Below are 24,602 nucleotides of genomic sequence, written 5' to 3'. Positions count from 1 at the left end.
CTCAGCCGTTGTAGGCGTCGCAGTAAGCCTGGGCTTCAGCGACGTCCAGAGTGCCTTCGTAGATCGCCCGGCCGGTAATGGCGCCGATGATCCCTGGCGCCTTCGCGTCCAGCAGCGACTTGATGTCGCCCAGGTTGTGGATACCACCGGAAGCGATCACCGGGATCTTGGTAGCCGCGGCCAGCGCAGCGGTGAACGGAACGTTGCAGCCCTGCATCATGCCGTCTTTGGCGATGTCGGTATAAACGATGGCGGAGACGCCGTCGGCTTCAAACTGCTTGGCCAGGTCGATCACCTGGACGGTGCTGATTTCCGCCCAGCCGTCGGTGGCGACAAAACCGTCTTTGGCGTCGAGGCCGACGATCACCTTGCCCGGGAACGCGCGGCAGGCTTCTGCGACGAAGGCCGGGTCTTTCACAGCCTTGGTGCCGATAATCACGTAGCTCACGCCCGCTTTCACGTAGTGCTCGATGGTTTCCAGGGAGCGGATGCCGCCACCAATCTGGATCGGCAGGTTCGGGTAGCGCTTGGCGATCGCCGTCACCACCTCACCATTGACCGGCTGGCCTTCGAACGCACCGTTCAAGTCCACCAGATGCAGACGACGGCAACCGCCTTCCACCCACTTGGCAGCCATGCTCACCGGGTCATCGGAGAACACCGTGGAATCTTCCATGCGGCCCTGGCGCAGACGTACGCAGGCGCCGTCCTTGAGATCGATAGCGGGAATAATCAGCATCTGGCAAACCTTATTCGATATTCAGCGTTGCTCGGGAAATCAGGGTTTCTCGAGCGCCCACAAGTCGCTTTCGATGCTTTCGAACCTTTCCTTAAGGTGCGTCTGCACATCGAAAATCGCCCTGTTGTAATAGTGCGGAGCAATTTCAGTGGTGAACAGTTCGAGGATTTCTGCGACCTCGAACGAGCCGAGCTTGAGCTCGAAGCGGTCTTCCATGAAACGCTTGATCTTGTCGGTGGCCTCACTCTCCTGCTGGGGAGTGAGGTTCAAGATCGGCGGCTTGACCTTCTTGGCCATTACCAGCGCCCGTCCCAGGCGGCGAAGTTCTGCAGCAATTGCAGGCCATGGGTATGGCTCTTCTCCGGGTGGAACTGCACGGCAAAGCGCGAGCCGTCGGCCAGGGCCGCGGCGAAGTCGACGCCATAGTGCCCGCCACCCACCACCTGGCGCGGGTTACCGGCGGCGATGTAGTAGCTGTGCACGAAGTAGAAACGCGCCAGGTCCGGCACGTTGTGCCACAGCGGGTGGTCCACGGTCTGGCGTACTTCGTTCCAGCCCATGTGCGGGACCTTCAGGTGTTCGCCGTCTTCGTGCAGGTCCTTGCCGAAAAACTTCACCTGGCCGGGAAACAGGCCGATGCAGTCGACGCCGGCGTTTTCTTCGCTGCTGTCGAGCAAGGCTTGCATGCCCACGCAGATGCCGAGGAACGGCCGGTCCTGGCTGACTTCACGCACCAGGCTGTCGAAGCCCAGGCGGCGGATCTCGGCCATGCAGTCGCGAATCGCGCCAACACCCGGGAACACCACCCGGTCGGCTTCGCGAATCACGTCGGCATCGCTGGTGATCAGTACCTTGCCGGCACCTACGTGCTCGAGGGCCTTGGCCACCGAGTGCAGGTTACCCATGCCGTAATCGATAACCGCGACCGTCTGCATTACAGGACGCCCTTGGTCGACGGCATTTGCCCGGCCATGCGGTCATCCAGCTCCACGGCCATGCGCAGGGCACGACCGAAGGCCTTGAACACGGTCTCGATCTGGTGGTGAGTGTTGGTGCCACGCAGGTTGTCGATGTGCAGGCTGACCAGTGCGTGGTTGACGAAACCCTGGAAGAATTCCTGGAACAGGTCGACGTCGAAGCCGCCCACGGTGGCACGAGTATAGGGCACGTGCATCTGCAGGCCTGGGCGGCCAGAGAAGTCGATGACCACACGCGACAGCGCTTCATCCAGCGGGACATAGGCGTGGCCGTAGCGACGGATGCCTTTCTTGTCGCCGATGGCTTTGGCAAAAGCCTGGCCCAACGTGATACCGACGTCTTCCACCGTGTGGTGGTCGTCGATATGCAGGTCGCCCTTGCTGACGATATCCAGGTCGATCAGCCCGTGACGGGCGATCTGGTCCAGCATGTGCTCAAGAAAAGGTACACCGATATCAAATCGGGCCTTTCCGGTGCCATCCAGGTTAATCGAGGCTTTGATCTGGGTTTCCAGAGTGTCGCGCTCGACGGACGCCTTACGTTCGGCCATCACCAGCTCCGCAAAATCATTGGGCGAAAAAGGCAGCCATTATAGGGGCGCGGGCGCTAAACAGAAACATCGGAGGGGATAAGACTGATGGAGTGTCGAGGATAGACATGTCAGTACAAGCGTGGGAGCAGCTTTGTGTGGGAGCGGGCTTGCTCGCGAAAGCGGTGGGTCAGTCAAACATGGGCTGACTGGTCCATCGCATTCGCGAGCAAGCCCGCTCCCACACAAGCCCGCTCCCACAAGGGTTACGCGGTATTAGTGGAACAATACTGCGGTTTTCTGCAGGGTGACCCACACGCCCCACGCCAACGGAATACCCACCACCAGCCAGGCGGCAACCGCCAATGGCACGCTGCCGGATGAGGCTTTCCATTCCAGCACGGTGCTGGAATCGGCGCCCTTGTCGTGGCCCAGCGCCTGTTCGGCCGCCAGTTCCGCGTCGGTCATGAAGTACTTGTCTGCCACCGGCCGTACCAGCAGATTGCAGATAAAGCCCAGCACCAGCAGGCCGGCGAGGATGTACAAGGTGATGTCGTAGGCGGCAGCGCGTTCAACGCCGATGCTCAACTGGTACTCACGCAGGTAGTTCACCAGTACCGGACCCAACACGCCCGCCGCTGCCCACGCCGTCAGCAGACGACCATGGATCGCGCCCACCATTTGCGTACCGAACAGGTCTGCCAGGTAAGCCGGGACGGTCGCAAAACCACCGCCGTACATCGACAGGATGATGCAGAACGCCGCCACGAACAGCGCGACGTTGCCCAGATGACCCAGGTTCGGGATCAACGCGTACAGGGCAAAGCCCAATGCGAAGAACACAAAGTAGGTGTTTTTACGGCCCAGGTAGTCGGAGAACGATGCCCAGAAGAACCGGCCACCGATGTTGAACAGGCTCAACAGGCCGGTAAAGCCTGCCGCAATGGCCGCGATGGAAGCCAGTTGACCGGCATCCAGTTGGCCAAACGTCAGGCCGTTACCCAGCAATTTGCCGCCGAACACTTCCTGCAGCAGCGGCGAAGCCATGCCGAGGATGCCGATACCGGCAGACACGTTCAGGCACAGCACCAGCCACACCAGGCGGAATTGCGGGGTTTTCCAGGCCACGTTCACGTGCACGTGACGGTGGGTGATCATCGCGTTGCTGGCTTTTTTCGCCGGGGCAGTCCAGCCCTCAGGCTTCCAGCCGGTCGGCGGAACGCGGTAGGACAAGGCACCGCCGATCATGAACACGAAGTAGATCGCGGCCATGACCACGAAGCTCTGCCATACGCCAACGCTGGTCGGCGAGGCAAAGTGGCCCATCAGCGCGGCTGCCAATGGGGCGCCCACCATCGCGCCGCCGCCGAAGCCCATGATCGCCATGCCGGTGGCCATGCCGCGTTTGTCCGGGAACCACTTGATCAGGGTCGACACCGGAGAGATATAGCCCAGGCCCAGGCCGATACCACCAATGACCCCGGAGCCGATCCACATCAGCCAGATCTGGTGGGTATAGATCCCCAACGCAGAGATCAGCAGACCGCCGCACCAGCACAAGGCCGACACGACACCGGCTTTACGTGGCCCGGCATGTTCCAGCCAGCCGCCCCAGATGGCTGCCGAGCAACCCAGGAAGATGAAGAACAGGGTGTAGATCCAGCCCAGCATGGAGATGGGCCAGTCGCATTGCGACGAGAAGACCTGGCTGATAAAGCTCATGTCCGGCGCGCAGGCGACCGGTGCGGTGATACCCAGCGCCTTGGACAACGGCAGCCAGAACACCGAGAAGCCGTAGGCCATGCCGATACACAGGTGGATGGCCAGGGCGGCCGGTGGTACCAGCCAACGGTTGAACCCGGGCTTGGCGATAATGCGTTCCTTGGACAGGAACGCAGGCTGTGCAGCAGTATGACCTGCCGCAGTGCTAGTGCTCATTGGTGTTTCCCCCAGTTATTAGTATGTGTCCGTCGGGCGCTCTCTCCTTCGGCCTTGCACGCAAAGCGTGGCCGTTTTTTTGAGTAAAGCTCCATTTTGGCGCGACGTTTAGCCGCAGAAGGCGGACGAACACGCAGAGATTAGCATCTGTGGATGACAGAAAAACCAAACTGCCATCACCTTTTCCAGGTTATCTGTCTTTTTTGACGCCAAAATCCCGTTTTTCCGACCGTGGATACAATGTAACTATCCGCGAACTGACGTAAGCCTTCGGGCGTTATACTCTTCGGCTAAATTTTAAATCGACATACAAGGACTCGCCCATGAAAGCGTTCGGCAAAATCCTGGGTCTGGTACTTCTCGGGCTGTTGCTGATCATTGTGGCTCTAGGCTTTGCCCTGACCCATCTCTTCGATCCCAACGACTACAAAGACGAGATTCGCCAGATTGCCCGCGACAAGGCCCACATCGAGCTGACGCTCAATGGCGACATCGGTTGGAGCCTGTTCCCCTGGCTCGGTCTGGAACTGCACGAGGCCAGCGTTGCGACCCTGACCAACCCGACCCAACCGTTTGCCGATTTGCAGATGCTCGGCCTGTCAGTTCGCGTGTTGCCGCTGCTGCGCCGCGAAGTGCAGATGAGCGACGTGCGTGTCGAAGGCCTGAACCTGCGCCTGAACAAAGACGTGCATGGCCACGGCAACTGGGAAGACATCGGCAAGAATCTGCCGGACCCGGCCACCGCCGCCAGTGCGCCCACCGTAACCGAAGCGGCCACGCCGCCCAAGCCTGAAAAACCGCCGCAGCCGATCCGCCTGGACATCGACAGCCTGACCATCAACAACGCCCGCGTCGAATATAACGATGAGCAGACCGGCAAGCAGTTCAGCGCCGAAAGCATCCAGTTGAGCGCCGGCGCCGTGCACGAAGGTGCAAGCATTCCACTAAAACTCACCGCATTCCTCGGCACCAACCAGCCACTGATGCGCGTCAAGACCGAGTTGAACGGCAACCTGCGCATTCAACGCGCCCTCCAGCGTTACCAGTTCGAAGACATGAGACTCAGTGGCGAAGCCACGGGCGAGCCGCTGCAAGGCAAGACCGTGACCTTTTCGACCCAGGGCCAATTGCTGGTGGACCTTGCCGCCAACGTCGCCGAATGGACCAACATGAAGCTGTCGCTGAACCAACTGCGCGCCCTGGGCGAGCTGAAGGTCAACGACCTGGACAAGACTCCGCAGCTCAATGGTGCCCTGTCGATTGCCCAGTTTGATCTGGCCAAGTTCCTCGACAGCGTCGGCAACCCGCTGCCACCGATGGCCGCGGGCAGCCTGAGCAAGGTCGAACTGGTCAGCCGTCTCAAGGGCACGCCGACCAGCCTGGCGCTTGAAGACCTCAACCTGAAACTCGACGACAGCACCTTTACCGGGCGCGTCGCCGTGGATGATTTCGCCAAGCAATCCCTGCGAGTGCAGCTCAAGGCGGACACGTTCAACGCCGACAACTACCTGCCGGCCAAGTCCGAAGCCGCCAAAGGCGCTGCGGCCGCACGCCAGGCTGAAGTGCAGAACAGCGAAGCCGGCGCCATGGCGGCCGGTGGCACCACACCACTGCCGGATGCGCCGACCAAAGCCGCCTGGAGCAGCGACAAACTGCTGCCACTGACCCGCCTGCGTACCCTGGACGTGAACGCCGACCTGTCCTTCGGCCAACTGACCCTGAGCAAGCTGCCGATCCAGAACGCCGCCCTGAAAGCCTCCGGCCTCGATGGTCAGCTCAAGCTCGACACCTTGAGCGGCGGCCTCTACAACGGCACCTTCCAGGCCAACGGCAACCTTGACGTGCGCCAGGACATCCCGCTGCTGGCGCTGCAAACCCGCATCAAGCAAGTACCGATCGAACGCATCCTGCAAGCCCAGGGGCAAAACCCGCCGGTGAAGGGCCAGCTCACCCTCGACAGCAACCTCAATAGCCGCGGCAATAGCCAGAAAGCCCTGATCGACAGCCTCAACGGTACCGCCAGCTTCGCGATCAACAATGGCGTGCTGCTCAACGCCAACATCGAGCAACAGCTGTGCACCGGCATCGCCCTGCTCAACCGCAAGACCCTCAGCGGCGACCAGCGCGGCAAGGACACCCCGTTCCAGGAGCTCAAGGGCAACCTGACCTTCCGCAACGGCGTGGCCAGCAACCCCGACCTGAAAGTGCGCATCCCGGGCCTGACCGTCAACGGTAACGGTGACATCGACCTGCGTGTGCTGGGCATGGACTACCGCGTCGGCATCATCGTCGAAGGTGACCAGCGCGAGGTGCCGGACCCGGCTTGCCAAGTGGGTTCCAACTTCCAGAACATCGAAGTCCCGTTGCGCTGCCGAGGCCCGCTGGAACTGGGCGCCAAGGCTTGCCGCCTGGACAAGGACGGCTTGAGCCAGGTCGCGATCAAGGCGGCGGGCAACAAGCTCAGCGAGAAGCTTGAGCAGAAGCTCGACAAGGTCAATCCACAGTTGAAAGACGCTTTGAAAGGCCTGTTCAATCGATGAGAAACGAGGAATTTTCAACGGCGGTGCTGGACTGGTACGACCGCCACGGTCGCCACGACCTGCCCTGGCAACAGGGCATCACGCCTTACCGGGTGTGGGTCTCGGAGATCATGTTGCAGCAGACTCAGGTCAGCACGGTGCTGAACTACTTCGATCGGTTCATGGCGTCATTGCCGACGGTCCAAGCCCTGGCTGCCGCGCCGGAAGACGAGGTGCTGCACCTGTGGACCGGGCTGGGTTACTACACCCGGGCGCGCAACCTGCAAAAGACCGCAAAGATCGTCGTGGCCGAATACGGCGGCGAGTTTCCCCGTGACGTCGAAAAACTCACCGAGTTGCCGGGCATTGGCCTGTCCACCGCTGGCGCAATTGCCAGCCTGAGCATGGGCCTGCGGGCGCCGATCCTCGATGGCAACGTCAAACGCGTGCTGGCGCGCTTTACCGCGCAAGAGGGTTACCCGGGCGAGCCGAAGGTCGCCAAGCAGCTGTGGGCCACCGCAGAGCGCTTTACGCCCCACGACCGCGTCAACGCCTACACCCAGGCGATGATGGACATGGGCGCCACCCTGTGCACCCGCAGCAAACCCAGTTGCCTGCTATGCCCGCTGGAAAAGGGCTGCGAAGCCCACATGCTCGGGCTGGAAACCCGCTACCCGATCCCCAAGCCACGCAAGACCGTGCCCCAGAAGCGCACGCTGATGCCGTTGCTGGCCAATGGCGAGGGCGCGATTCTGCTTTACCGCCGCCCTTCCACGGGCCTGTGGGGCGGCTTGTGGAGCTTGCCGGAGCTGGATGACTTGGCAGACCTGGAACACCTGGCCAACCAGCACTCGCTAGCGCTGGGGGAGCAACAAGAGCTGCCAAGCCTGATTCACACCTTCAGCCACTTCCAACTGGCTATCGAACCCTGGCTGGTCCAGGTCCAGGAGTCTGCCCATCACGTGGCCGAGGCTGACTGGCTCTGGTATAACCTCGCCACCCCGCCGCGCCTGGGCCTTGCCGCTCCGGTAAAGAAACTGCTGAAGCGCGCGGCTGAAGTATTGAACGCAGGAGTTCCGTCATGACCCGCACCATCATCTGCCGCAAGTACCACGAAGAATTGCCCGCCCTGGAACGCGCCCCGTTCCCAGGCGCCAAGGGCCAGGACATCTTCGATCACGTCTCCGCCAAGGCCTGGGCTGACTGGCAAAAGCACCAGACCCTGCTGATCAACGAAAAACGCCTGAACATGATGAACGCCGAAGACCGCAAATACCTGCAGGGCGAGATGGACAAGTTTTTTTCCGGCGAAGATTACGCCAAGGCCGACGGCTACGTGCCACCGGCTGAATAATTGATCAAATGTGGGGGTTGGCCCGTAAGCGACGGTAATAATTAAATATTTTTTGAAAACTTGCTTGACGACCCCCTGAAAAACCCGTTTAATGCGCCCCGTTGCCCAGATAGCTCAGTCGGTAGAGCAGGGGATTGAAAATCCCCGTGTCGGCGGTTCGATTCCGTCTCTGGGCACCACTAATACCGAAAAACCCCAAGCGAAGATGATTCCTTGGGGTTTTTTATTGCCTGCGATTTAGTGCTTCCCCGTGCACCCAGCACACACAAGATCAAGCCGACCTGCAGTGCCGCAAAATAATGGCACTATGATATGATTCAGGCGAATGCCATGGCAGGCGAGCGATACCCGAAGGATGCACCCCTCCCGTACCCCCCGCCGACCTTTGGTATTTGCAAACCCAAACAGGTCTACGCGTTTGCGCCTCCCCTGCCAGTTCCCAAAGCCCTCGACGTCAATCGACACGGAAGAGTTATGCCCACCATCAACGATCTAAAAGACAAAATCGACACTAAAACCGTGAACATGGTGTTGCTCACCATCGCAACGGCCGGGCTGTACCTTCTGCTGTGGGTGTACAGAAGCAACCTGATCATCAGCGAAACCACAAAAATTCGCCTGGTCGACAACACCTACATCATCTGGCTGGCGGTATGCATTGGCTTGAGCGGCGCCTTTACCAAGACCGGCTCGTCCCTCGATCTGGTGGGCCTCATTCTTTCCCTGGCAGGCGGCGCGTTGTACGTCGTCTGGGCATTCAAAGCCAGGAAAGCATTGTCGGAATATGCGCTGAACGAATTCCAGATCGACCTGAGAATGAACAGCTTCTACACCTTCTTCCTGAGCGTCTACTACATCAACTACTGCATCAACGACCTGCCTGAAGAGCAAAGAAAGCAAAACATTCTGCGCGGCCACCCCCAGCAGGCTTGACCCCTGAACGGGCGCAGGACAGCGCCCGGCACGCCCAATCAAGGACACCCGGATGATCCGCACAACAGGAAGTCTCAAAGCCGCATTGGCACTCTCTGCGTCCCTGCTCTGCCTCGGCACCGCTCATGCCGCCAATGAAGAACTTGCCCAAGAGGTCAGGGAGAGCATTCAGGAAGAGTGGGATAAATCCACTTCGCCTGGCGAGAACAAGATCAAGGAGCTGACGCTGATCAAACGCGGAGAAAACAAATACCGCGGGCTTCTTGAGGTCGACGGCCCCGATGGCGAGGAAAGCCTGATCCTCAAAGTGATGGTCGATGACGACAACATCATCTGGGAAGTCGTCGATTAACACCGATAAACACGCCCCCGGTTGCACTACCCGGTATTGCGACAGCCCGGCGCACTGCTACCCCTCAGGGCATATGGAGAAGTAAATGGCATACACATCGATCATTTTCAAAAACCCGAACACGGGCTCGATGAAGGAAGCACCTGTCGGATTTTCGTGGACGACGTTCTTTTTCGGTTGCTTCCCGGCACTGTTCCGCGGCGACCTCAAATACGGCCTGCTTCAATTCGTGATCGCGATAATCACGATGGGCTTCAGCAACATCGTGTTTGCGTTCATCTACAACAAGTTCTACATAAAGGACTTGATCGGCCAAGGCTTCAAGGCACAGTCGATTGCCAGTGGCGACATCAACTTTGCCTCGGCAAAAATCGGCATGCAGATCCCGATGCTGGAAGCGGCGTGATCGATGGCTGCCTGTCACCGCAGCCAAAAACATCGCCTGCAAAAAAACCTGCCCCGTGCAGGTTTTTTTATGCCGTGTGGCTGCGACGTGATGTCGATCACCACGAAAGCACCAAAGCCTGGCCGGCAGGCTGCAAAGCGCGTTAATCAGGCCAGCCGGTCATCCAGGCGGCGATCAGGACCACGGGTTACTTCACCAGGAACACCAATAATGGGTTGTCATTCAACCGCCCATTGAACACAGGCGCCATATGCTCCAGCGGCGTGCCGCTCAGCAATGCGGTTTGCTTGCGCTCCACAATCACCCAGGCGGGGCGCGGCAGCGTGTCCACCAGCAACGGTTCGTTGCGCCCAATGAACAACGGCTTCTCGTCGTGATCCAGGTTCATGATGTAGCGAATCGCCCAGGTGTCCTTGGCCAGATCCACAAACACCAGGGTCCCCGGCGTATCGGCACGCAGCTTCTCTACCGCACCAACGAAGTTCTTGGTGTCGTATTGCAAGTCCTTGGCCGGCTCCACCACCACGACGAGCACCAGCCATTGGGTGACCAGTGCAATCAGGCTGAGCACCACCAAACGCTGGCCGAGACTGACCTGCAAACGGCGCCAGGCAATCACCGCTGCCAGTTGCAACACAATCAGCACACCCACCAACGCCGGCACTGAAACGTCCGGCCAGTAACCGTGCTTTTGCCACAGGTGCCGACAGACGAACACCACCACGATGCCCAGCACCGGCAACACAGCCACCAGCCACTCATAGCCACGACGCACCCCAAGCAGCCAGCCTTGGGCCTGGAGCAGGCCATAGGCGGCTACCGCAGCAAACATCGGGACCATCGGCACGATGTAATAGGCGCGCTTGAAGTGCGGGATGGACAAGCCCACCAAAATCATCAGGCCGCAGGCGGCCAGGCGCACCATCAGTTGCACGTCGGCATCTTCGTTACGCATCGACCATTTGTGGCGCAGGGCAATCATCGTTGCCAGTGCCAGCGGCACCACCGGGAAATAGCGGTACAGGCTCAACTTCAGATAGAAGTAAAACGCCTCGCCGGTTTCGTCGAGGCGCCCGGCAAACTGCATCCTGAGCACATCATCGACAAAAGCATCGCCACCACTGATCCGCGCCAGCTTCAATAGCAACCACCAACAGCCGGCCAGCAGGATCAGGCCGATCACGCCATGGGCAATGACCTTTTTCAGCACGCCAATTCGCTCTTGCCGAGTACGAGCGGGGCTCAGCGCCCAGTAGACACACACTACCCCGCACACCTCGATCAGCCCCAGCGGCCCGCGAATGGCAAACGCCACCACGAACAACGGAAAGACCGCATATTGGCGCAGCCTCGAACCCATGCGCTCGCCGGTATGCAACAGGTAGAAAGCACCGAGGCATAGCAACGAGACCATCTGGTCCAGGCATACCGAGCGCGACTTCTCCAGCAGCTGGGCGGTCAGTGCGGTGAGCAGCACCGTCAGCAGCGCCCACGCCCGGCCGGACGGCACCAGCAAGCGGTAGATCAGCGCCATGACCCCGGCAGACGCCAAGGCAGTGGGCATCACGTTAGCCAGGTCGTTGGGCGCGCCGAACAAGCGGGCAAAGAGGTAACTGAGGTAGGTCGCGGTGCCCGGGTAGTCCGGGTAAGGCTCACCGTAGGTGGTAGGAAACAGGCTCGCGCCGTGGCGAAACATCTCTTGCATGAACACGGCCCAGCGGCCGTCGAAGCCTTGTGGCTGCTGGTCCCAGATGCCCAGGGTAAACAGCAGCAAGGCGATAACGAAAATGCCCAGCGATTCCATTCGAAAGCGATTGTGTTGATCCATTATTCAGCCTGTCAGGTGGGGTAAACCGGTCCATGTTGCCGAACCCCACCCTGAATGCCCCCTGAACGGAATCAAACATTCATCCGCCTAACGACGAGCGGGCCAGATCAGCAGCGGAATCAGCCGGATATAGAGTAGCTCTCCCACCAGTTCCACCAGGGTTTGCGTGATCACTGCAGCGGCGGCAAGCGCGCGGATGTCTTCAGGCAACGCCAGCGCCAACGGCAGTACCACCAGGGAATTGCGTGTGGATGCGCTGAAGGTCACCGCCCGCGCAGTAATCGACGGTAGCTTGAACAGGCGCGCAGCCAGCGCGCCCATTACCGGGGCCAGTAACAGGAAGCCGATATACACCGGGATCACCGGCGCCAGCAGGCCGATATCGCGGACCACTGCGGTGATCTGCGAACCGATCACCACCATCAGCACCAGCGCCATGGCGGGTACGGGTAACCAGGCCCAGGCATCGTTCCACGCACCGATGACCGTGGATCGCCGGGACAGGGAAGTCGTCAGCACTGCCAGAATCATGGGTGCAACGATCAGCAGCAGGAAGGCCTCGACAAAGGGCCCCACCGCCACCACCACCTGCGACTGCGCGCCCAGGATCAACCCAAGGTACACCGGCAACAGCAGCAGCTGGAGCAGCAACAGGACCGGGGTCGCGGCCAGCATCAACCGCGAGTCACCCTTGCCGATGTGGGTGAACACCACGACGTAGTCGATGCATGGCGTCAGCAGCACCAGCAACGCGCCGATCAGAATCGCCGGGTGTTCCACCAGGCCACGGGTCAACGCCAACACCAGCAGCGGGATCAGGATGAAGTTGGCCAACAGCAACGCGACCATAAAGCGTTTGTTGCCCAGGCCCTGGCGCAGGTGCAGAAACGGGATCTGCAGGAACATCGCATACATCAACACGGCGATGGCAGGTGTCACCAGGGTGCCCAGGCCTTGGGCCATGGATGGCGCCAACAGGCCGATAACGGCAGCCAGCAGCACGCTGGCGAAGTAGATCGGGATCTGGTTTTTTTCGAGGGTGTCGCGGGTCATGGGCCGGCTCTGGTGGGCGAAAGGGTCTAAGCCTAGGCATCTGTACCGCTCAGGTCGAGCCTCAGAAAAATCCCCGGGGTGTTCGTAGCGGAAATTTGTTAGTTTCGACTTCTTATAAAACTGCGCACGGGCCTTTGACACCCCATCGAAAGCGCAATGATCGAGCCTGCTCATGAACCTGCCAATCCGACCTCAAGCCGAAGCATTCCGCGAGCCCACAGCCGATGGGCATTCCATCGGCGGCTTCACGTGGCGCCATCCGCGCACAGACTTTGAACGCCCGGTCGTCATCATCAACGCCGCTACCTCTGTGCGCTGCCGCCACTACTCACGGTTTGCCGATTACCTGTTTGCCAATGGCTTCGACGTCATCACCTACGACTACCGCGGCATCGGCGAATCCCGCAGCGGCTCGCTGAAGGGGTTCAAGGCCTCGTGGTCGGATTGGGGCGTGCTGGACTTTGAAGCGATTCTGCTGCGGGCACAGCGGGAGTTTGCCGGCCAGCCGATTGATGTGGTCGGGCACAGTTTTGGCGGATGTGCGGCGGGGCTCGCGGCGTCCGGCGCAGTGATTCGGCGCCTGGTAACGGTAGGCGCGCAGTTTGCCTACTGGCGCGACTACGAGGCGAGCGGGCGCTGGCGGATGTTTGCCAAATGGCATGTGGTGATGCCATTGGTGACTGCGGTTTTTGGCTACTTCCCGGGCAAGCGCATGGGCTGGCTCGAGGATACGCCGGCGGGTGTGGTACGCGACTGGAGCACGCCGACGCCGGGTTATGAACAGCGCCCGAGCGGGCGAGCCTTGGGTGAGTTGCCGTTTTCCCGGGTGAAAGCACAGGTATTGGCCATCAGCATTACCGATGATCCGTTTGGCACGGTGGCGGCAATCGAGCGCCTGCTGGGTTATTTCAAAGGCAGCGAGCGCACGCATCTGCGGATCGCACCTGAAGATGTCGGCGAAAAAGAGGTCGGACATTTCGCGTTCTTTCGCAGCCAATATCAGGATCGGTTGTGGCCGATTGCGTTGGCATGGCTACAGCGGGGAGAGCTGGCCCAAGGCACTCCGGGGCGCCAAGTGACGGATCGCACCTAGAAAGCCTTGGGATTTCCCCAGACCTGCGCTTCAATACCCCATTCCCAGATCCTGACACCAAGGACGTGAGCCCATGGCTTCGCCGAACAAACAGCAAAAACGCGCCCACCGGGCAAAAGCCAAGGCCAAGCAGAACCGCACCCAGCGCGCCGTCGCTACCAAGCCGGATGCCTTTGCCGGCGATGACAACCGTATTGATCTTGAATCGGTGGATTTGACCGAGCTGTTCCTGGAGATGCGCACCGCTGGCGAAACCAGCCAACAGGCACTGTGTGCGGTGTTCCTGGCGCACCCGCTGTTGGCGGTGGTGCTGGAGCAGGAAGGTGAAGAGGAAGCGACCGACTTTATCCTCGCGGCACTGATCGAGTATCGCCAGTGGGCCACGGATACCGAGGATGAAGCGGCAGCGCTGGCGTGGATTGAATCGCCGGAGTTCCAGGCCGATTACGTTGCGGCGTCACAGGCGCTGGTTAGCTCCGAAGACTGATACAAAACGAAATGTGGGAGCGGGCTTGCTCGCGAATGCGGTGGATCAGTCGACATTTGAGCTGACTGACACACTGCCTTCGCGAGCAAGCCCGCTCCCACATTTGATCAACGGTATTCCGACGAAAGCATTCCGTCAGTTAAGCACCGCAGCCCCAACCGTCCGGCCCTTGCGCCGACGCGACACAATCAGCCCCGCCGCAATCACCAGCAAGCTCAGAATACCGGTGGCCATGATCTCCACCCGATGCGCTTCCTGGAACAGCATGATCGTCAACACGCCCACGATGAACACGATCACCGCATACGTCAGGCCCGGGAACAGCCACATCTTGAAGGCAATTTTCTCGCCCGCTTCCGTGCGCTTCTGGCGCATGCGCAGTTGCGACACCGCGATCACCAGGTACACCAGCAGCGCGATGGCGCCGGAGCTGGCCAGCAGGAATTCAAACACCGCCGCCGGGGCCACGTAGTTGGCGAACACCGCCAGGAACGCCGCGCCGGTAGACAGCAACACTGCCCAGTAAGGCGTGCCGCTCTTGTTGGTGACCTTGGACACCGCCGGTGCATCACCGCGACGGCCCAGGGAGAACATCATGCGTGAAGCGGTGTACAGCGCCGAGTTCAGGCAGCTGGTCACGGCCACCAACACCACCAGGTCAACGATCAGCTTGGCATTCGGGATGCCCATGCGTTCCAGCACCGTCTGGTAGGAACCGACCGCTGCCAGCGCAGGATCATTCCATGGCACCAGGGCCACCACGATGAAGATCGACACCAGGTAGAACAAGCCAATCCGCCAGATCACCGAGTTGGTGGCCTTGGAAATCTGCTGGCCAGGGTTCTTCGATTCAGCGGCCGCGATGGTCACGATCTCGGTGCCCATGAACGAGAACATGGTGGTCAGGATCGCTGCCAACACCGCGCCCATGCCGTTAGGCAGGAAGCCTTGGGTGTCGAACAGGTGCGAAACGCCGCTGACCTGGCTGCCCGGCAGGAAGCCGAAGATCGCCAGGATGCCGAGGATCACAAAGCCAATGATCGCCACCACTTTGATCAACGCAAACCAGAACTCGAACTCGCCGTAGTTCTTCACGCTGAACAGGTTGGTCGCGGTCAGCAACAAGGTGATGATCAGGGTGAAGGCCCAGATCGCCACGTTGGGGAACCAGGCGTGGAGGATGGTCGCGGCGGCGTTGGCTTCCAGCGGAATCACCAGCACCCAGAACCACCAGTACAGCCAGCCGATGGTGAAACCGGCCCAGTGACCAATCGCACGGTCGGCATAAGTCGAGAACGAACCCGTGTCCGGCGATGCCACGGCCATCTCGGCCAGCATGCGCATGACCAACACCACCAGCGTACCGGCGGCGGCATAAGCCAACAGCACGGCCGGGCCTGCTGCCGCAATCGCGTGGCCGGAGCCGACAAACAACCCGGCACCGATAACGCCGGCAATCGACAGCATGGTGACGTGACGCGGTTTGAGCCCCTGTTCGAGGTCATTGGAGCTTTGCGTACTACTCATTGACACACCTTTACGAGGAATTGCGAATACGGTCCACCCGGCCTGACGTCTTTCTCGTGAAAAGAAACCAACGGGGCGTTCTTTATTTTTTACGCAAGATTTGCGCCAAAATGTTACAGATCCGCGATTGACGCGGCCTGTAGGGAAACTCAACAGCTCTCGTAAGTCACTGACGCTAATGGCATTCAGCTATAGCGTTACTGTGCGACCCACTTGAAGTACGAACAGGCGCACCAAAAACACACACAAATTGTGCGTGACGCCCCATTAAAGGGCTGATAAGGACCGTTCGCCGGTTTAACCCTTCCAACACCCGGCCAAAGCTGGCACCATCGCGCCCTTTTTTACGCGAAGCCTGTAGGCATCCGGGTTCAAACGGCTGTTCGGTTGTTGATGGCGCGACACACTGCTGTGCCGATGCGACACCCTGCCGCAGACCGTCTGTTTACCGCCTGCAGGGCTGTTGGCTGTCATCCAAACGCTATGCTAGCTTGGCGCCTCGCCAGGAAGGCGGGCCAACAGCAGGAGCGCAATGAACACAATGAGGACCGCACATGGCTGAGGCCACGCCCGCGCTTGAAATCCGCAACTTGCATAAACGCTATGGTGAGCTTGAGGTGCTTAAAGGTATCTCGCTGACCGCCCGCGACGGCGATGTGATCTCGATCCTGGGTTCCTCCGGTTCCGGCAAGTCCACGTTCCTGCGCTGCATCAACCTCCTGGAAAACCCACATCAGGGGCAAATCCTGGTGGCTGGCGAAGAGCTCAAGCTCAAGGCCGCGAAAAACGGTGAGCTGGTGGCCGCCGACGGCAAACAGATCAACCGCCTGCGCAGCGAAATCGGTTTTGTGTTTCAAAACTTTAACCTGTGGCCGCACATGAGCGTCCTCGACAACATCATCGAGGCCCCGCGCCGCGTGCTCGGCCAGAGCAAGGCCGAAGCCATCGAAATCGCCGAAGCCTTGCTGGCCAAGGTCGGCATCAGTGACAAGCGCCATGCCTACCCCGCGCAGTTGTCCGGCGGCCAGCAGCAACGCGCCGCGATCGCCCGCACCCTGGCCATGCAGCCCAAAGTCATCCTGTTCGACGAGCCGACATCGGCCCTTGACCCGGAAATGGTTCAGGAAGTACTTAATGTGATCCGCGCCCTGGCCGAAGAAGGCCGCACCATGCTGCTGGTCACCCATGAAATGGGCTTCGCCCGTCAGGTGTCCAGTGAAGTGGTATTCCTGCACCAGGGCCTGGTCGAAGAGCAAGGATCGCCACAGCAGGTATTTGAAAACCCACTTTCGGCGCGCTGCAAACAATTCATGTCCAGCAACCGCTAACGGAGCAACATGCATGCAGAACTATAAAAAATTCCTCCTGGCTGCCGCCGTTTCGATGGCGTTCAGCGCCACGGCGATGGCCGAGACCTTGAAAATGGGGATCGAAGCGGCCTACCCGCCGTTCAACAATAAAGATGCCAGCGGCAACGTCGTCGGCTTCGACAAAGATATCGGCGACGCCCTGTGCGCCAAGATGAAAGTCGAGAAATGCGAAGTGTATGTCTCGGACTGGGACGGCATCATCCCGGCCCTGAACGCCAAGAAGTTCGACTTCCTGGTCTCCTCGCTGTCCATCACCGATGAACGCAAGCAGGCCGTCGACTTCACCGACCCGTACTACTCCAACAAGCTGCAGTTCATCGCGCCTAAAGCCACCAAGGACTTCAAGACCGACGCGGACTACCTGAAGGGCAAGATCATCGGTGCACAGCGCGCGACGCTGGCCGGTACCTACCTGGAAGACAAGCTGCCGGACACTACCGCCAAGCTCTACGACACTCAGGAAAACGCCTACCTCGACCTGACTTCCGGCCGCCTGGACGGGATGCTCGCCGACAAATACGTGCAGTACGAGTGGCTGAAAAGCAAAGACGGCTCCGCCTTCGAATTCAAGGGCGACCCGGTGGTTGAGAGCGACAAGATCGGTATCGCCGTACGTAAAGGCGACCCACTGCGTGAGCGCTTGAACAAAGCCCTGGCTGAAATCAAAGCCGACGGCACCTACAAAAAGATCAACGACAAGTACTTCCCTTTCAGTATCGAGTGATCCTGAATGGCCTGCCCGGCGCGCTCGCTTGAGTGCGCCGGTCCTGAGCTTTGCCTTGCGAAACGACTAAACCATGAATTTCGACCTCTACGGATTCGGCCCGGCGCTTGCCGCTGGTGCGCTGATGACCGTCAAGCTGGCGCTCACCGCCCTGTGCCTCGGGCTGGTGCTCGGCCTGGCCGGTGCCCTGGCCAAGACTTCCCCGTACAAGCCGCTGCAATGGCTTGGCGGCGCCTACTCCACCCTGGTTCGCGGCATCCCGGAACTGCTGTGGGTACTGCTGATTTACTTCGGTACGGTCAACCTGATGCGCTCCCTCGGGGAGTTTTTCGGCAACCCCGACCTGTCCCTCAGCGCCTTCGCCGCCGGCGTTATTGCCCTGGGCCTGTGCTTTGGTGCCTACGCCACGGAAGTCTTCCGCGGCGCGATCCTGGCCATTCCCAAAGGTCACCGTGAAGCCGGTGTCGCGCTGGGCCTGTCGAAGTTCCGGATCTTCACCCGGTTGATCATGCCGCAGATGTGGCGCATCGCCCTGCCCGGCCTGGGCAACCTGTTCATGATTTTGATGAAGGACACCGCGCTGGTCTCGGTGATCGGCCTGGAAGAAATCATGCGCCACGCGCAGATCGGCGTGACCGTCACCAAGCAGCCCTTCACCTTCTTCATGGTCGCGGCCTTCATGTACCTGGGCCTCACCGTCCTGGCGATGACCGGCATGCACTTCCTGGAAAAACGTGCCGCGCGCGGCTTTGCGAGGAGCACGCAATGAGTGGCGACTACAGCTGGCTGTCGCATTTCGACCTGGGCCTGAACTGGGCCGTCATCATCAAGTGGCTGCCCCGGTTGGCCCAGGGCGCGACCCTGACCCTGGAACTGGTGGCCATCGCCGTGATCGCCGGCCTGCTGCTGGCAATCCCGTTGGGCATCGCGCGTTCTTCGCGCCTGTGGTACGTGCGCACCCTGCCCTACTGCTACATCTTTTTCTTCCGTGGCACGCCGCTGCTGGTGCAATTGTTCCTGGTGTATTACGGCCTGGCGCAGTTCGACGCCGTGCGTGAAAGCTTCATGTGGCCGTACCTGCGGGACCCGTTCTGGTGCGCCACCGCCACCATGACCCTGCACACCGCCGCCTACATCGCCGAGATCCTGCGCGGCGCAATCCAGGCCATCCCGCCGGGTGAAATCGAAGCGGCGCGGGCGCTGGGCATGTCCAAGCCCAAGGCGCTGTTCTACATTATCCTGCCCCGTGCAGCGCGCATCGGCCTGCCGGCCTACAGCAACGAAGTGATCCTGATGCTCAAGGCCAGCGCCTTGGCCAGTACGGTGACCTTGCTGGAACTGACCGGCATGGCCCGTACGATCATTGCCCGTACCTACTTGCCGGTGGAGATCTTCTTCGCTGCCGGGCTGTTCTACCTGCTGATGTCCTACGTCCTGGTGCGCTTCTTCAAGCTGCTGGAGCGCTGGTTGCGGGTTGATGCCTGCCAAGGGCGCTGACGCCGTGTTGACGGGTGAGCCGTTGCTCGCCCGCTTTCAGGCGTTGGATACGTTCCTCACCGAGCATCAAGGGCTATGGCGACCACGGCCCTTTACACACCTCCAATTGCCCTGGGAAACCCAGCATCCCGAGCTGGCCCACTGGCTGCGCCAACGCTCGCTGGCTGAGGCGGAAAGCAGCCATAACCAACCTCACGACCTACAGGCACCGGTACCGTTTCCCGCGCTGGCAGCCCAGTCGCTGAACCTCAGCGCTGTGGATAACTTACCGTCCACTGCACTACCGGCCGCTCACCACCGCCTGAACGTCGATGTACCCGGTCGTAAATGGCAGCAGATAGAAGCCTTCGGCGCCGCTCTGCAATTCTCTCAACCACCCCAGCACTGGCTCGACTGGTGCGCAGGCAAAGGCCACCTCGGCCGTCGCCTCCTGCAACCCGGGCAGCAACTGACGTGCCTGGAATACGACCCGGCCCTGATTGCTTCAGGGCGAGCCCTCAGCGAACACCATCAATTGCCCGTCACCCATCGCCTGCAAGACGTGATGGCCGACGTGCAGATCAACCGTGACCAAACCCCAGTGGCCCTGCACGCGTGCGGCGACCTGCATGTGCGCCTGCTCCAGCTGGCCAGCGCCGCCGGCTGCCAGCAACTGGCCGTGGCGCCCTGCTGCTACAACCGCATCCGCGCCGAGGCATATCAGCCGCTGTCGATTGCGGCCCAGGCTTCATCACTGCAGTTATCAGTGGAAGACCTCGGCCTGCCGCTGAGCGAAACCGTCACCGCAGGCGCGCGCGTACGCCAGCAGCGCGATACATCGATGGCCAGGCGTTTGGGTTTTGATGTGCTGCAACGGCAACTGCGCGGTAGTGGCGAATACCTGCCCACTCCGTCCCTGCCGGCGAGCTGGCTGGCCAAGTCGTTCGCCGACTATTGCCGCGAACTGGCTGCACTCAAGGGATTATCCACAGGTGAACAGGATTGGTCGGCACTGGAGGCCCAAGGCTGGCAGCGCCTGGCCCAGGTGCGAAACCTGGAATTAGTGCGTGGTCTGTTTCGGCGCCCGCTGGAAATGTGGCTAGTGCTGGACAGGGCATTGTTTCTCGAAGAAAACGGTTACAGGGTTCAAGTCGGCAGCTTCTGCGAAACACCGCTCACCCCGCGCAACCTGATGCTGCTCGCCGAGCGCAATTAAAGGGCATTTTGTCGCAGCATGCCCTGTGGATAAGTCTGTTGATGGAATTCTGGCAGAGGCCCTGCCCGCAAGCTTTACAGGGCAAAATGCTGACTGGTCATTTTTTGTTCACAAAATAAAACGCACGCAAAACAGGCAGTTGCGGCGTGTTGAGAACCGCTCGGCAAAATTGCGGTTTCATGACATGTCAAACCAACCGATTGTGCATAAGCATCTGGCGTCAGCGGCATAACCCGGTCTTTTCAGCGGGTAATCAACAGGCGGCAAAGCTCGTTGATATCGTCACAGGCCATGCTTGCGGCGTCGCCATCCAGCGGGTCGCTGCCGAAGGCCAGGGCCTCGCTGATCGCCGAATCCCGGTGCACCACTTCCAGCAGGTTTTCACCCAGGCGCTTCTTGAACACCTCGACCATGTCGAGGCTGAAGCCGGAAGTCTCGTCGAGTTGGTTGATCACAAAGTGGCACCGCATCGCCGGCTGACGATCAACGTGTGGCGCCAGCAACTGCTCCATCTGCTCCAGAGTGCCGAGGGAGGCCGCATCCGCCTGTGCGATGACCAGCACCACATCGGCCACATTCAGTGCCTGATGCAGGTAGACATTGTTGCCCGCCGGGGTGTCGATGATGACTGTATCCTGCTCGCTCAGACCGAGGGCCGAGAGGTGCTGCGCCAACCACTGCGGTTCCTGCTTGAGCCAACGCTGCAGGTCTTCCTGTTGGCGAATATCAGTTTCGCCAAAAGTGATCACCTGGCAACCGGCGAAGCCCGAATGAAGGATCTGGCTCCAGCGCTCGTTCTGCAGGCTGGTGCGCCCGATGCCGGGCAAGCTGTGGCTCAGGCCAAAGTGGTGATAGAGGGCATTTTGCGGGTCCAGGTCCAGCGCCACCACCGGCCGCCCCAGGCGCTGTAAACCGCTGCTCAGCGCCGTGGCCAGGGTGCTGCGGCCGACGCCGCCATTGACCGACACCAGCGCCACCACATTCGCACGAATGGTCGCGGCTTCGCGGGACTGCTCGTTGGCACAGGGGGAATGCCGGGAGAACGACGCGCCACTGCCCATGTTAAGACTGGCGCTGTCGTCGATGGGCATGTCTTCGAAGAATTGCAGCATCGAATCCATTCCCTGGACATCATTGGCAGTTGTCTTATTAAACAACTCAAAAAGTTCGTCAGTACGGCTCATCGCCAACACTCCATCACGACGCATCTTAAAGACGTGAAAGGTCAGCTGTACTGATGCTTACCGCAGGTCTTTTTGTGGGCGCCTTTGTGTACGCATTCTGTGACAAAGGAATGAAAGTGTCATTATTTTGGTGTTTCTGAACAAATCTTTAAGACGAACGGTAAAAAGTCAATTAAATGACTATTCGTCGCCGGATCGCGCAACGTCTGAAATGCCTCTCATGGCTGCGCTCGTGTAACAAGCTGTATGAAATCCACCTCCTATACATACCGAGGCAAAACCCAGAGGTGCGTGACACAGGCCGGATACCTCCCAGGCGCTCAATAGGCTCCAACGCCACACACCCTATTGAACCTCAGAGGACACCACCATGAACCGGAACACCTTCATTGCCAGCTGCCTGCTTGCCTTGCTCAACATCGCCGCCTTTTCAGCCCAGGCCGAGGCCAGCCCCAAGCTGGATATTCAACGAGTGCTGTCGACGGTGGACAATGGCGGCGCGGCGTGCGGCGTGGCGAATGCGCGGATGACCTACCTGGATTCCCATGGGCAGAAGCAGGTGCTTGAGTACATGAAGTTTGCGGATTCGTGTAACCAAGGCAACTGATCGGAACACATTCTTTTACGGGCTGACCCTTGATGGCCTTCGGGCTGAGGAAGCCATCCTCAGTGGTCAAAATGAGCTGGATGCAAGAAAACCTCTGTGCCTGCAAAAATAGTCAGAATTCAGGGGTTTACAGAAGCTTGCCAATCGCTATAATCGTCGCCCTAACACGCCGGTATAGCTCAGTTGGTAGAGCAACTGACTTGTAATCAGTAGGTCCCGGGTTCGACTCCTGGTGCCGGCACCATACAAGGTTCCAGAGAAGGCTTTCAAAATCTCTGGAACCCCCGAAAAACCCGCCTTCTGGCGGGTTTTTTCGTTTTGGGGTTCTGTCGGGTTACGTCAAAATCTGGTGGATTCCAGCCGTTTTAGGGGTAATGTTAGGGGTAAGGTAATTCGATAAAGGGGGAGTACCCTTATGTCGCGCACCACTGCTCCACTCTCCGATTCGGCTTGCCGCTCAGCCAAGCCCTCCGACCGCGCCTACAAGCTTTTCGACGGCGACGGCCTCTACCTTCTAGTCCAACCCAATGGCCGTAAAGGCTGGCGTCTCAGGTATGTCAAACCTGATGGACGCGAAGGACTGACCTCGTTCGGCAGCTATCCCGTGGTCGGCCTCGCCGATGCGCGCAACAAGCGCCTGGAGGTCAAGCGGATGCTGGCGAAAGGCATCGACCCCATAGAGACCAAACACCAAACCAAGACGCAGGCCGCAATCAAAGGCCGAACCTTTGAAAGCGCCGCACTGGACTGGCACAAAGCGATGTCTGCCAAATGGGCTCCGGGCCATGCCAAGACCGTCCTGAGCCGTCTCAAAACCCATGTCTTCCCGCTGATCGGCGCTCGCTCTATTGTCGATCTGGACACCCATGACCTGATGCAACCTCTGGAAGCGATCCAGAAACGCGGCACGATTGACGTCGCTTTAAGGGTACAAAACTACCTGCAAAGCATCATGCGCGAGGCGAAACGTGCTCGACAGATCGCGGCAAACCCTGCCTCCGACCTTGAAGGTTTGATCAAAGCTCCGAGGGTGATTCACCGCCCTGCTTTACCCTTATCGCGTCTGCCTGAATTGCAGGAGCGTATCGACACCTACAGAGGTCGCGCACTTACCCGGCTGACGGTCATGCTCTCGCTGCACGTGTTCGTCCGCTCCAGCGAGCTGCGCTTCGCCCGCTGGAGCGAGTTCGACCTCAAGCGCGGCACCTGGGAGATACCGGACACTCGACCCGCGCTGGACGGTGTTCCCTTTTCAACAAGGGGTACGAAGATGGCCGGGGACATCCACCTTGTACCCTTATCGCCGCAAGCCGTGGCCCTGCTTGAACAGATCCACGCCCTCACCGGCAAATTCGACCTGGTGTTTGCAGGCGATGCCAAGCCCTGGAAACCCATGTCTGAAAACACGGTGAATAGCGCACTCAGAAAGATGGGCTACGACACCAAAACGGAAATCTGCGGTCATGGCTTTCGCTCAATGGCCTGTAGCGCACTGATTGAATCAGGACTGTGGTCCGAGACCGCTATTGAAAGGCAGATGAGTCACAACGAACGCAACAACGTCCGCGCCGCATACATCCACAAGGCCGAGTTCATTGAGGAGCGCAGGCTGATCATGAACTGGTGGAGCCGGTACCTTGAGACGAATCGACAGGAGCATGTCACCCCCCACGAATTCGCGAACCAGACGGGGGCGAACGTCACTCGCCTAAAAGCAAAACGTGGCGCAACCGAGTAAGCGCTCGGTCTTCATATCTCAGTGATCCGCTTGTCCACGCGGGTCCATCCAAACAGGGCTGCAAAGCCGCCCTGTTTGGATGGACCTCACTTAAAAAATCTAAAGCCCACGCAACTGTCTGTGGAAAACCACTGATTTCCACCGGTGGATAATTTCATCCACAGCCGCAGCACTCCCGAAAATTCGAGCCTTGACCCGAATTATCCACAGGCGTAGAAAAGATCGGGCAAAGCGCTGTCGTTGACAGCAACCCAGGTAGCCAGAACCTTTGAGGCTACGCCACACCGTGGTGGTTCTCCCAAAGTGCGATTAGCGTCCGGCGGCTCGCACGGTCACAGCGATGTGATGGATGCCTACTTTTACCAGTGTGCCCACTGTGGCAACTCATCCCCTTTTCATAGCTGCCCTGCAGCAACCTATCCGCTTGGCCATTTCCTTGTGCCAACCTGCGCCCGTCTCTTTCTCCCGGAAAGAGACGGGCGCTCCTACCACTGCTGCAGCCCTACTCGTACAAGGCATTGCGGCATTTCCCCTCGTGACAATCGGCGTGA

Annotated in this window: 24 protein-coding genes and 2 tRNA genes; 17 read left to right on the top strand and 9 right to left on the bottom strand. The window is 59.7% G+C overall.

Annotation, left to right across the window (positions count from 1 at the left end; all coding sequences use genetic code 11):
• Position 1 precedes the first annotated feature (1 nt).
• The 5 genes from hisA to D109_RS0118390 all read right to left on the bottom strand — a co-directional run bounded on the left by hisA (position 2) and on the right by D109_RS0118390 (position 4,184).
• Positions 2-739 carry a 1-(5-phosphoribosyl)-5-[(5-phosphoribosylamino)methylideneamino]imidazole-4-carboxamide isomerase gene (hisA, locus tag D109_RS0118410; RefSeq protein ID WP_003187784.1) on the bottom strand — a complete coding sequence of 246 codons (738 nt, stop codon included), beginning with the start codon at positions 737-739 and terminating at the stop codon, positions 2-4.
• Between the two features lie 39 nt (positions 740-778).
• Positions 779-1,036 carry a DUF2164 domain-containing protein gene (locus D109_RS0118405; protein WP_003218033.1) on the bottom strand — a complete coding sequence of 86 codons (258 nt, stop codon included), beginning with the start codon at positions 1,034-1,036 and terminating at the stop codon, positions 779-781.
• Positions 1,036-1,674, bottom strand: a complete 639-nt coding sequence (gene hisH, locus D109_RS0118400; protein WP_017478168.1) for an imidazole glycerol phosphate synthase subunit HisH — start codon at positions 1,672-1,674, stop codon at positions 1,036-1,038. Before hisH ends, D109_RS0118405 begins: the two co-directional genes overlap by 1 nt.
• The gene (hisB, locus tag D109_RS0118395) at positions 1,674-2,267 is read right to left on the bottom strand and encodes an imidazoleglycerol-phosphate dehydratase HisB (RefSeq protein ID WP_003218037.1); all 594 of its coding nucleotides are present in this window, start codon (positions 2,265-2,267) and stop codon (positions 1,674-1,676) included. The genes hisH and hisB overlap by 1 nt, the downstream gene beginning before the upstream one ends.
• 255 nt (positions 2,268-2,522) lie before the next feature.
• Positions 2,523-4,184: an OFA family MFS transporter gene (locus tag D109_RS0118390; protein ID WP_017478167.1), complete on the bottom strand. Its 1,662-nt coding sequence runs from the start codon at positions 4,182-4,184 to the stop codon at positions 2,523-2,525.
• 323 nt (positions 4,185-4,507) lie between these two features.
• On the opposite strand from D109_RS0118390, the gene D109_RS0118385 reads away from it, so the two are divergent.
• From D109_RS0118385 to D109_RS0118355, 7 genes are all read left to right on the top strand, one after another.
• Positions 4,508-6,724: an AsmA family protein gene (locus D109_RS0118385; RefSeq protein ID WP_017478166.1), complete on the top strand. Its 2,217-nt coding sequence runs from the start codon at positions 4,508-4,510 to the stop codon at positions 6,722-6,724.
• On the top strand, positions 6,721-7,788 hold the full coding sequence (mutY, locus tag D109_RS0118380) for an A/G-specific adenine glycosylase (protein WP_017478165.1): 1,068 nt from the start codon (positions 6,721-6,723) through the stop codon (positions 7,786-7,788). Before D109_RS0118385 ends, mutY begins: the two co-directional genes overlap by 4 nt.
• Entirely contained in the window at positions 7,785-8,057 is a 273-nt protein-coding gene (locus D109_RS0118375; RefSeq protein ID WP_017478164.1) for an oxidative damage protection protein, read from the top strand. Before mutY ends, D109_RS0118375 begins: the two co-directional genes overlap by 4 nt.
• 103 nt (positions 8,058-8,160) lie before the next feature.
• Positions 8,161-8,236, top strand: a tRNA-Phe gene (locus D109_RS0118370).
• 133 nt (positions 8,237-8,369) lie between these two features.
• Positions 8,370-8,990: a hypothetical protein gene (locus D109_RS0118365; protein WP_256219525.1), complete on the top strand. Its 621-nt coding sequence runs from the start codon at positions 8,370-8,372 to the stop codon at positions 8,988-8,990.
• A 52-nt stretch (positions 8,991-9,042) separates the two neighbouring features.
• Positions 9,043-9,342, top strand: a complete 300-nt coding sequence (locus D109_RS0118360; protein ID WP_017478162.1) for a hypothetical protein — start codon at positions 9,043-9,045, stop codon at positions 9,340-9,342.
• A gap of 85 nt (positions 9,343-9,427) precedes the next feature.
• A complete protein-coding gene (locus D109_RS0118355) occupies positions 9,428-9,748 on the top strand; it encodes a hypothetical protein (RefSeq protein ID WP_017478161.1) in 321 nt (106 codons plus the stop codon).
• Between the two features lie 187 nt (positions 9,749-9,935).
• Here the strand turns inward: D109_RS0118355 and D109_RS0118350 are convergent, their stop codons facing one another.
• Together D109_RS0118350 and D109_RS0118345 are read right to left on the bottom strand one after the other, a co-directional pair.
• Entirely contained in the window at positions 9,936-11,576 is a 1,641-nt protein-coding gene (locus tag D109_RS0118350) for a glycosyltransferase family 39 protein (protein ID WP_026078054.1), read from the bottom strand.
• An 87-nt stretch (positions 11,577-11,663) separates the two neighbouring features.
• The gene (locus tag D109_RS0118345; RefSeq protein ID WP_017478159.1) at positions 11,664-12,629 is read right to left on the bottom strand and encodes an arsenic resistance protein; all 966 of its coding nucleotides are present in this window, start codon (positions 12,627-12,629) and stop codon (positions 11,664-11,666) included.
• 172 nt (positions 12,630-12,801) lie between these two features.
• On the opposite strand from D109_RS0118345, the gene D109_RS0118340 reads away from it, so the two are divergent.
• Both D109_RS0118340 and D109_RS0118335 read left to right on the top strand, forming a co-directional pair.
• Positions 12,802-13,722: an alpha/beta fold hydrolase gene (locus tag D109_RS0118340; RefSeq protein WP_017478158.1), complete on the top strand. Its 921-nt coding sequence runs from the start codon at positions 12,802-12,804 to the stop codon at positions 13,720-13,722.
• A gap of 73 nt (positions 13,723-13,795) precedes the next feature.
• Positions 13,796-14,209 carry a hypothetical protein gene (locus D109_RS0118335; RefSeq protein ID WP_017478157.1) on the top strand — a complete coding sequence of 138 codons (414 nt, stop codon included), beginning with the start codon at positions 13,796-13,798 and terminating at the stop codon, positions 14,207-14,209.
• Between the two features lie 135 nt (positions 14,210-14,344).
• Here the strand turns inward: D109_RS0118335 and gabP are convergent, their stop codons facing one another.
• Entirely contained in the window at positions 14,345-15,736 is a 1,392-nt protein-coding gene (gabP, locus tag D109_RS0118330; RefSeq protein WP_017478156.1) for a GABA permease, read from the bottom strand.
• Positions 15,737-16,290: 554 nt separating this feature from the next.
• Between gabP and D109_RS0118325 the strand changes: the two genes are divergently transcribed.
• From D109_RS0118325 to D109_RS0118305, 5 genes are all read left to right on the top strand, one after another.
• Positions 16,291-17,064, top strand: coding sequence for an ABC transporter ATP-binding protein (locus D109_RS0118325; RefSeq protein WP_017478155.1), 774 nt, complete (start codon positions 16,291-16,293; stop codon positions 17,062-17,064).
• 13 nt (positions 17,065-17,077) lie between these two features.
• Positions 17,078-17,830 carry an ABC transporter substrate-binding protein gene (locus D109_RS0118320; RefSeq protein WP_017478154.1) on the top strand — a complete coding sequence of 251 codons (753 nt, stop codon included), beginning with the start codon at positions 17,078-17,080 and terminating at the stop codon, positions 17,828-17,830.
• A 73-nt stretch (positions 17,831-17,903) separates the two neighbouring features.
• Positions 17,904-18,599 (top strand): ABC transporter permease, encoded by a 696-nt coding sequence (locus tag D109_RS0118315; RefSeq protein ID WP_010169038.1) that lies wholly within the window; start codon positions 17,904-17,906, stop codon positions 18,597-18,599.
• A gap of 38 nt (positions 18,600-18,637) precedes the next feature.
• Complete coding sequence (locus tag D109_RS0118310) at positions 18,638-19,327, top strand: ABC transporter permease (protein WP_026078053.1); 690 nt, start codon at positions 18,638-18,640, stop codon at positions 19,325-19,327.
• Entirely contained in the window at positions 19,308-20,522 is a 1,215-nt protein-coding gene (locus D109_RS0118305) for a methyltransferase (protein ID WP_017478152.1), read from the top strand. The genes D109_RS0118310 and D109_RS0118305 overlap by 20 nt, the downstream gene beginning before the upstream one ends.
• Positions 20,523-20,764: 242 nt before the next feature.
• Here the strand turns inward: D109_RS0118305 and bcsQ are convergent, their stop codons facing one another.
• Positions 20,765-21,706, bottom strand: a complete 942-nt coding sequence (bcsQ, locus tag D109_RS0118300) for a cellulose biosynthesis protein BcsQ (RefSeq protein WP_026078052.1) — start codon at positions 21,704-21,706, stop codon at positions 20,765-20,767.
• A 370-nt stretch (positions 21,707-22,076) separates the two neighbouring features.
• On the opposite strand from bcsQ, the gene D109_RS0118295 reads away from it, so the two are divergent.
• The 3 genes from D109_RS0118295 to D109_RS0118285 all read left to right on the top strand — a co-directional run bounded on the left by D109_RS0118295 (position 22,077) and on the right by D109_RS0118285 (position 24,051).
• Positions 22,077-22,313, top strand: a complete 237-nt coding sequence (locus tag D109_RS0118295; RefSeq protein ID WP_017478150.1) for a DUF2790 domain-containing protein — start codon at positions 22,077-22,079, stop codon at positions 22,311-22,313.
• Positions 22,314-22,481: 168 nt separating this feature from the next.
• Positions 22,482-22,557, top strand: a tRNA-Thr gene (locus D109_RS0118290).
• 171 nt (positions 22,558-22,728) lie between these two features.
• Positions 22,729-24,051, top strand: coding sequence for an integrase arm-type DNA-binding domain-containing protein (locus D109_RS0118285; protein WP_017478149.1), 1,323 nt, complete (start codon positions 22,729-22,731; stop codon positions 24,049-24,051).
• Positions 24,052-24,602 lie beyond the last annotated feature (551 nt).

Origin of the sequence: Pseudomonas sp. PAMC 26793, assembly GCF_000313235.1 — a bacterium.
Taxonomy (GTDB): Bacteria; Pseudomonadota; Gammaproteobacteria; order Pseudomonadales; family Pseudomonadaceae; genus Aquipseudomonas; species Aquipseudomonas yamanorum.
Note: the sequence above shows the minus strand (reverse complement) of the source record. Positions and strands in the feature narration are given on the sequence as shown.

What these genes read in the sequence shown, in the direction of transcription:
- hisA (WP_003187784.1), bottom strand. Translation starts at nt 739, where the DNA reads ATGCTGATTATTCCCGCTATCGATCTCAAGGACGGCGCCTGCGTACGT.
- D109_RS0118405 (WP_003218033.1), bottom strand. Translation starts at nt 1,036, where the DNA reads ATGGCCAAGAAGGTCAAGCCGCCGATCTTGAACCTCACTCCCCAGCAG.
- hisH (WP_017478168.1), bottom strand. Translation starts at nt 1,674, where the DNA reads ATGCAGACGGTCGCGGTTATCGATTACGGCATGGGTAACCTGCACTCG.
- hisB (WP_003218037.1), bottom strand. Translation starts at nt 2,267, where the DNA reads ATGGCCGAACGTAAGGCGTCCGTCGAGCGCGACACTCTGGAAACCCAG.
- D109_RS0118390 (WP_017478167.1), bottom strand. Translation starts at nt 4,184, where the DNA reads ATGAGCACTAGCACTGCGGCAGGTCATACTGCTGCACAGCCTGCGTTC.
- D109_RS0118385 (WP_017478166.1), top strand. Translation starts at nt 4,508, where the DNA reads ATGAAAGCGTTCGGCAAAATCCTGGGTCTGGTACTTCTCGGGCTGTTG.
- mutY (WP_017478165.1), top strand. Translation starts at nt 6,721, where the DNA reads ATGAGAAACGAGGAATTTTCAACGGCGGTGCTGGACTGGTACGACCGC.
- D109_RS0118375 (WP_017478164.1), top strand. Translation starts at nt 7,785, where the DNA reads ATGACCCGCACCATCATCTGCCGCAAGTACCACGAAGAATTGCCCGCC.
- D109_RS0118365 (WP_256219525.1), top strand. Translation starts at nt 8,370, where the DNA reads ATGATTCAGGCGAATGCCATGGCAGGCGAGCGATACCCGAAGGATGCA.
- D109_RS0118360 (WP_017478162.1), top strand. Translation starts at nt 9,043, where the DNA reads ATGATCCGCACAACAGGAAGTCTCAAAGCCGCATTGGCACTCTCTGCG.
- D109_RS0118355 (WP_017478161.1), top strand. Translation starts at nt 9,428, where the DNA reads ATGGCATACACATCGATCATTTTCAAAAACCCGAACACGGGCTCGATG.
- D109_RS0118350 (WP_026078054.1), bottom strand. Translation starts at nt 11,576, where the DNA reads ATGGATCAACACAATCGCTTTCGAATGGAATCGCTGGGCATTTTCGTT.
- D109_RS0118345 (WP_017478159.1), bottom strand. Translation starts at nt 12,629, where the DNA reads ATGACCCGCGACACCCTCGAAAAAAACCAGATCCCGATCTACTTCGCC.
- D109_RS0118340 (WP_017478158.1), top strand. Translation starts at nt 12,802, where the DNA reads ATGAACCTGCCAATCCGACCTCAAGCCGAAGCATTCCGCGAGCCCACA.
- D109_RS0118335 (WP_017478157.1), top strand. Translation starts at nt 13,796, where the DNA reads ATGGCTTCGCCGAACAAACAGCAAAAACGCGCCCACCGGGCAAAAGCC.
- gabP (WP_017478156.1), bottom strand. Translation starts at nt 15,736, where the DNA reads ATGAGTAGTACGCAAAGCTCCAATGACCTCGAACAGGGGCTCAAACCG.
- D109_RS0118325 (WP_017478155.1), top strand. Translation starts at nt 16,291, where the DNA reads ATGGCTGAGGCCACGCCCGCGCTTGAAATCCGCAACTTGCATAAACGC.
- D109_RS0118320 (WP_017478154.1), top strand. Translation starts at nt 17,078, where the DNA reads ATGCAGAACTATAAAAAATTCCTCCTGGCTGCCGCCGTTTCGATGGCG.
- D109_RS0118315 (WP_010169038.1), top strand. Translation starts at nt 17,904, where the DNA reads ATGAATTTCGACCTCTACGGATTCGGCCCGGCGCTTGCCGCTGGTGCG.
- D109_RS0118305 (WP_017478152.1), top strand. Translation starts at nt 19,308, where the DNA reads ATGCCTGCCAAGGGCGCTGACGCCGTGTTGACGGGTGAGCCGTTGCTC.
- bcsQ (WP_026078052.1), bottom strand. Translation starts at nt 21,706, where the DNA reads ATGAGCCGTACTGACGAACTTTTTGAGTTGTTTAATAAGACAACTGCC.
- D109_RS0118295 (WP_017478150.1), top strand. Translation starts at nt 22,077, where the DNA reads ATGAACCGGAACACCTTCATTGCCAGCTGCCTGCTTGCCTTGCTCAAC.
- D109_RS0118285 (WP_017478149.1), top strand. Translation starts at nt 22,729, where the DNA reads ATGTCGCGCACCACTGCTCCACTCTCCGATTCGGCTTGCCGCTCAGCC.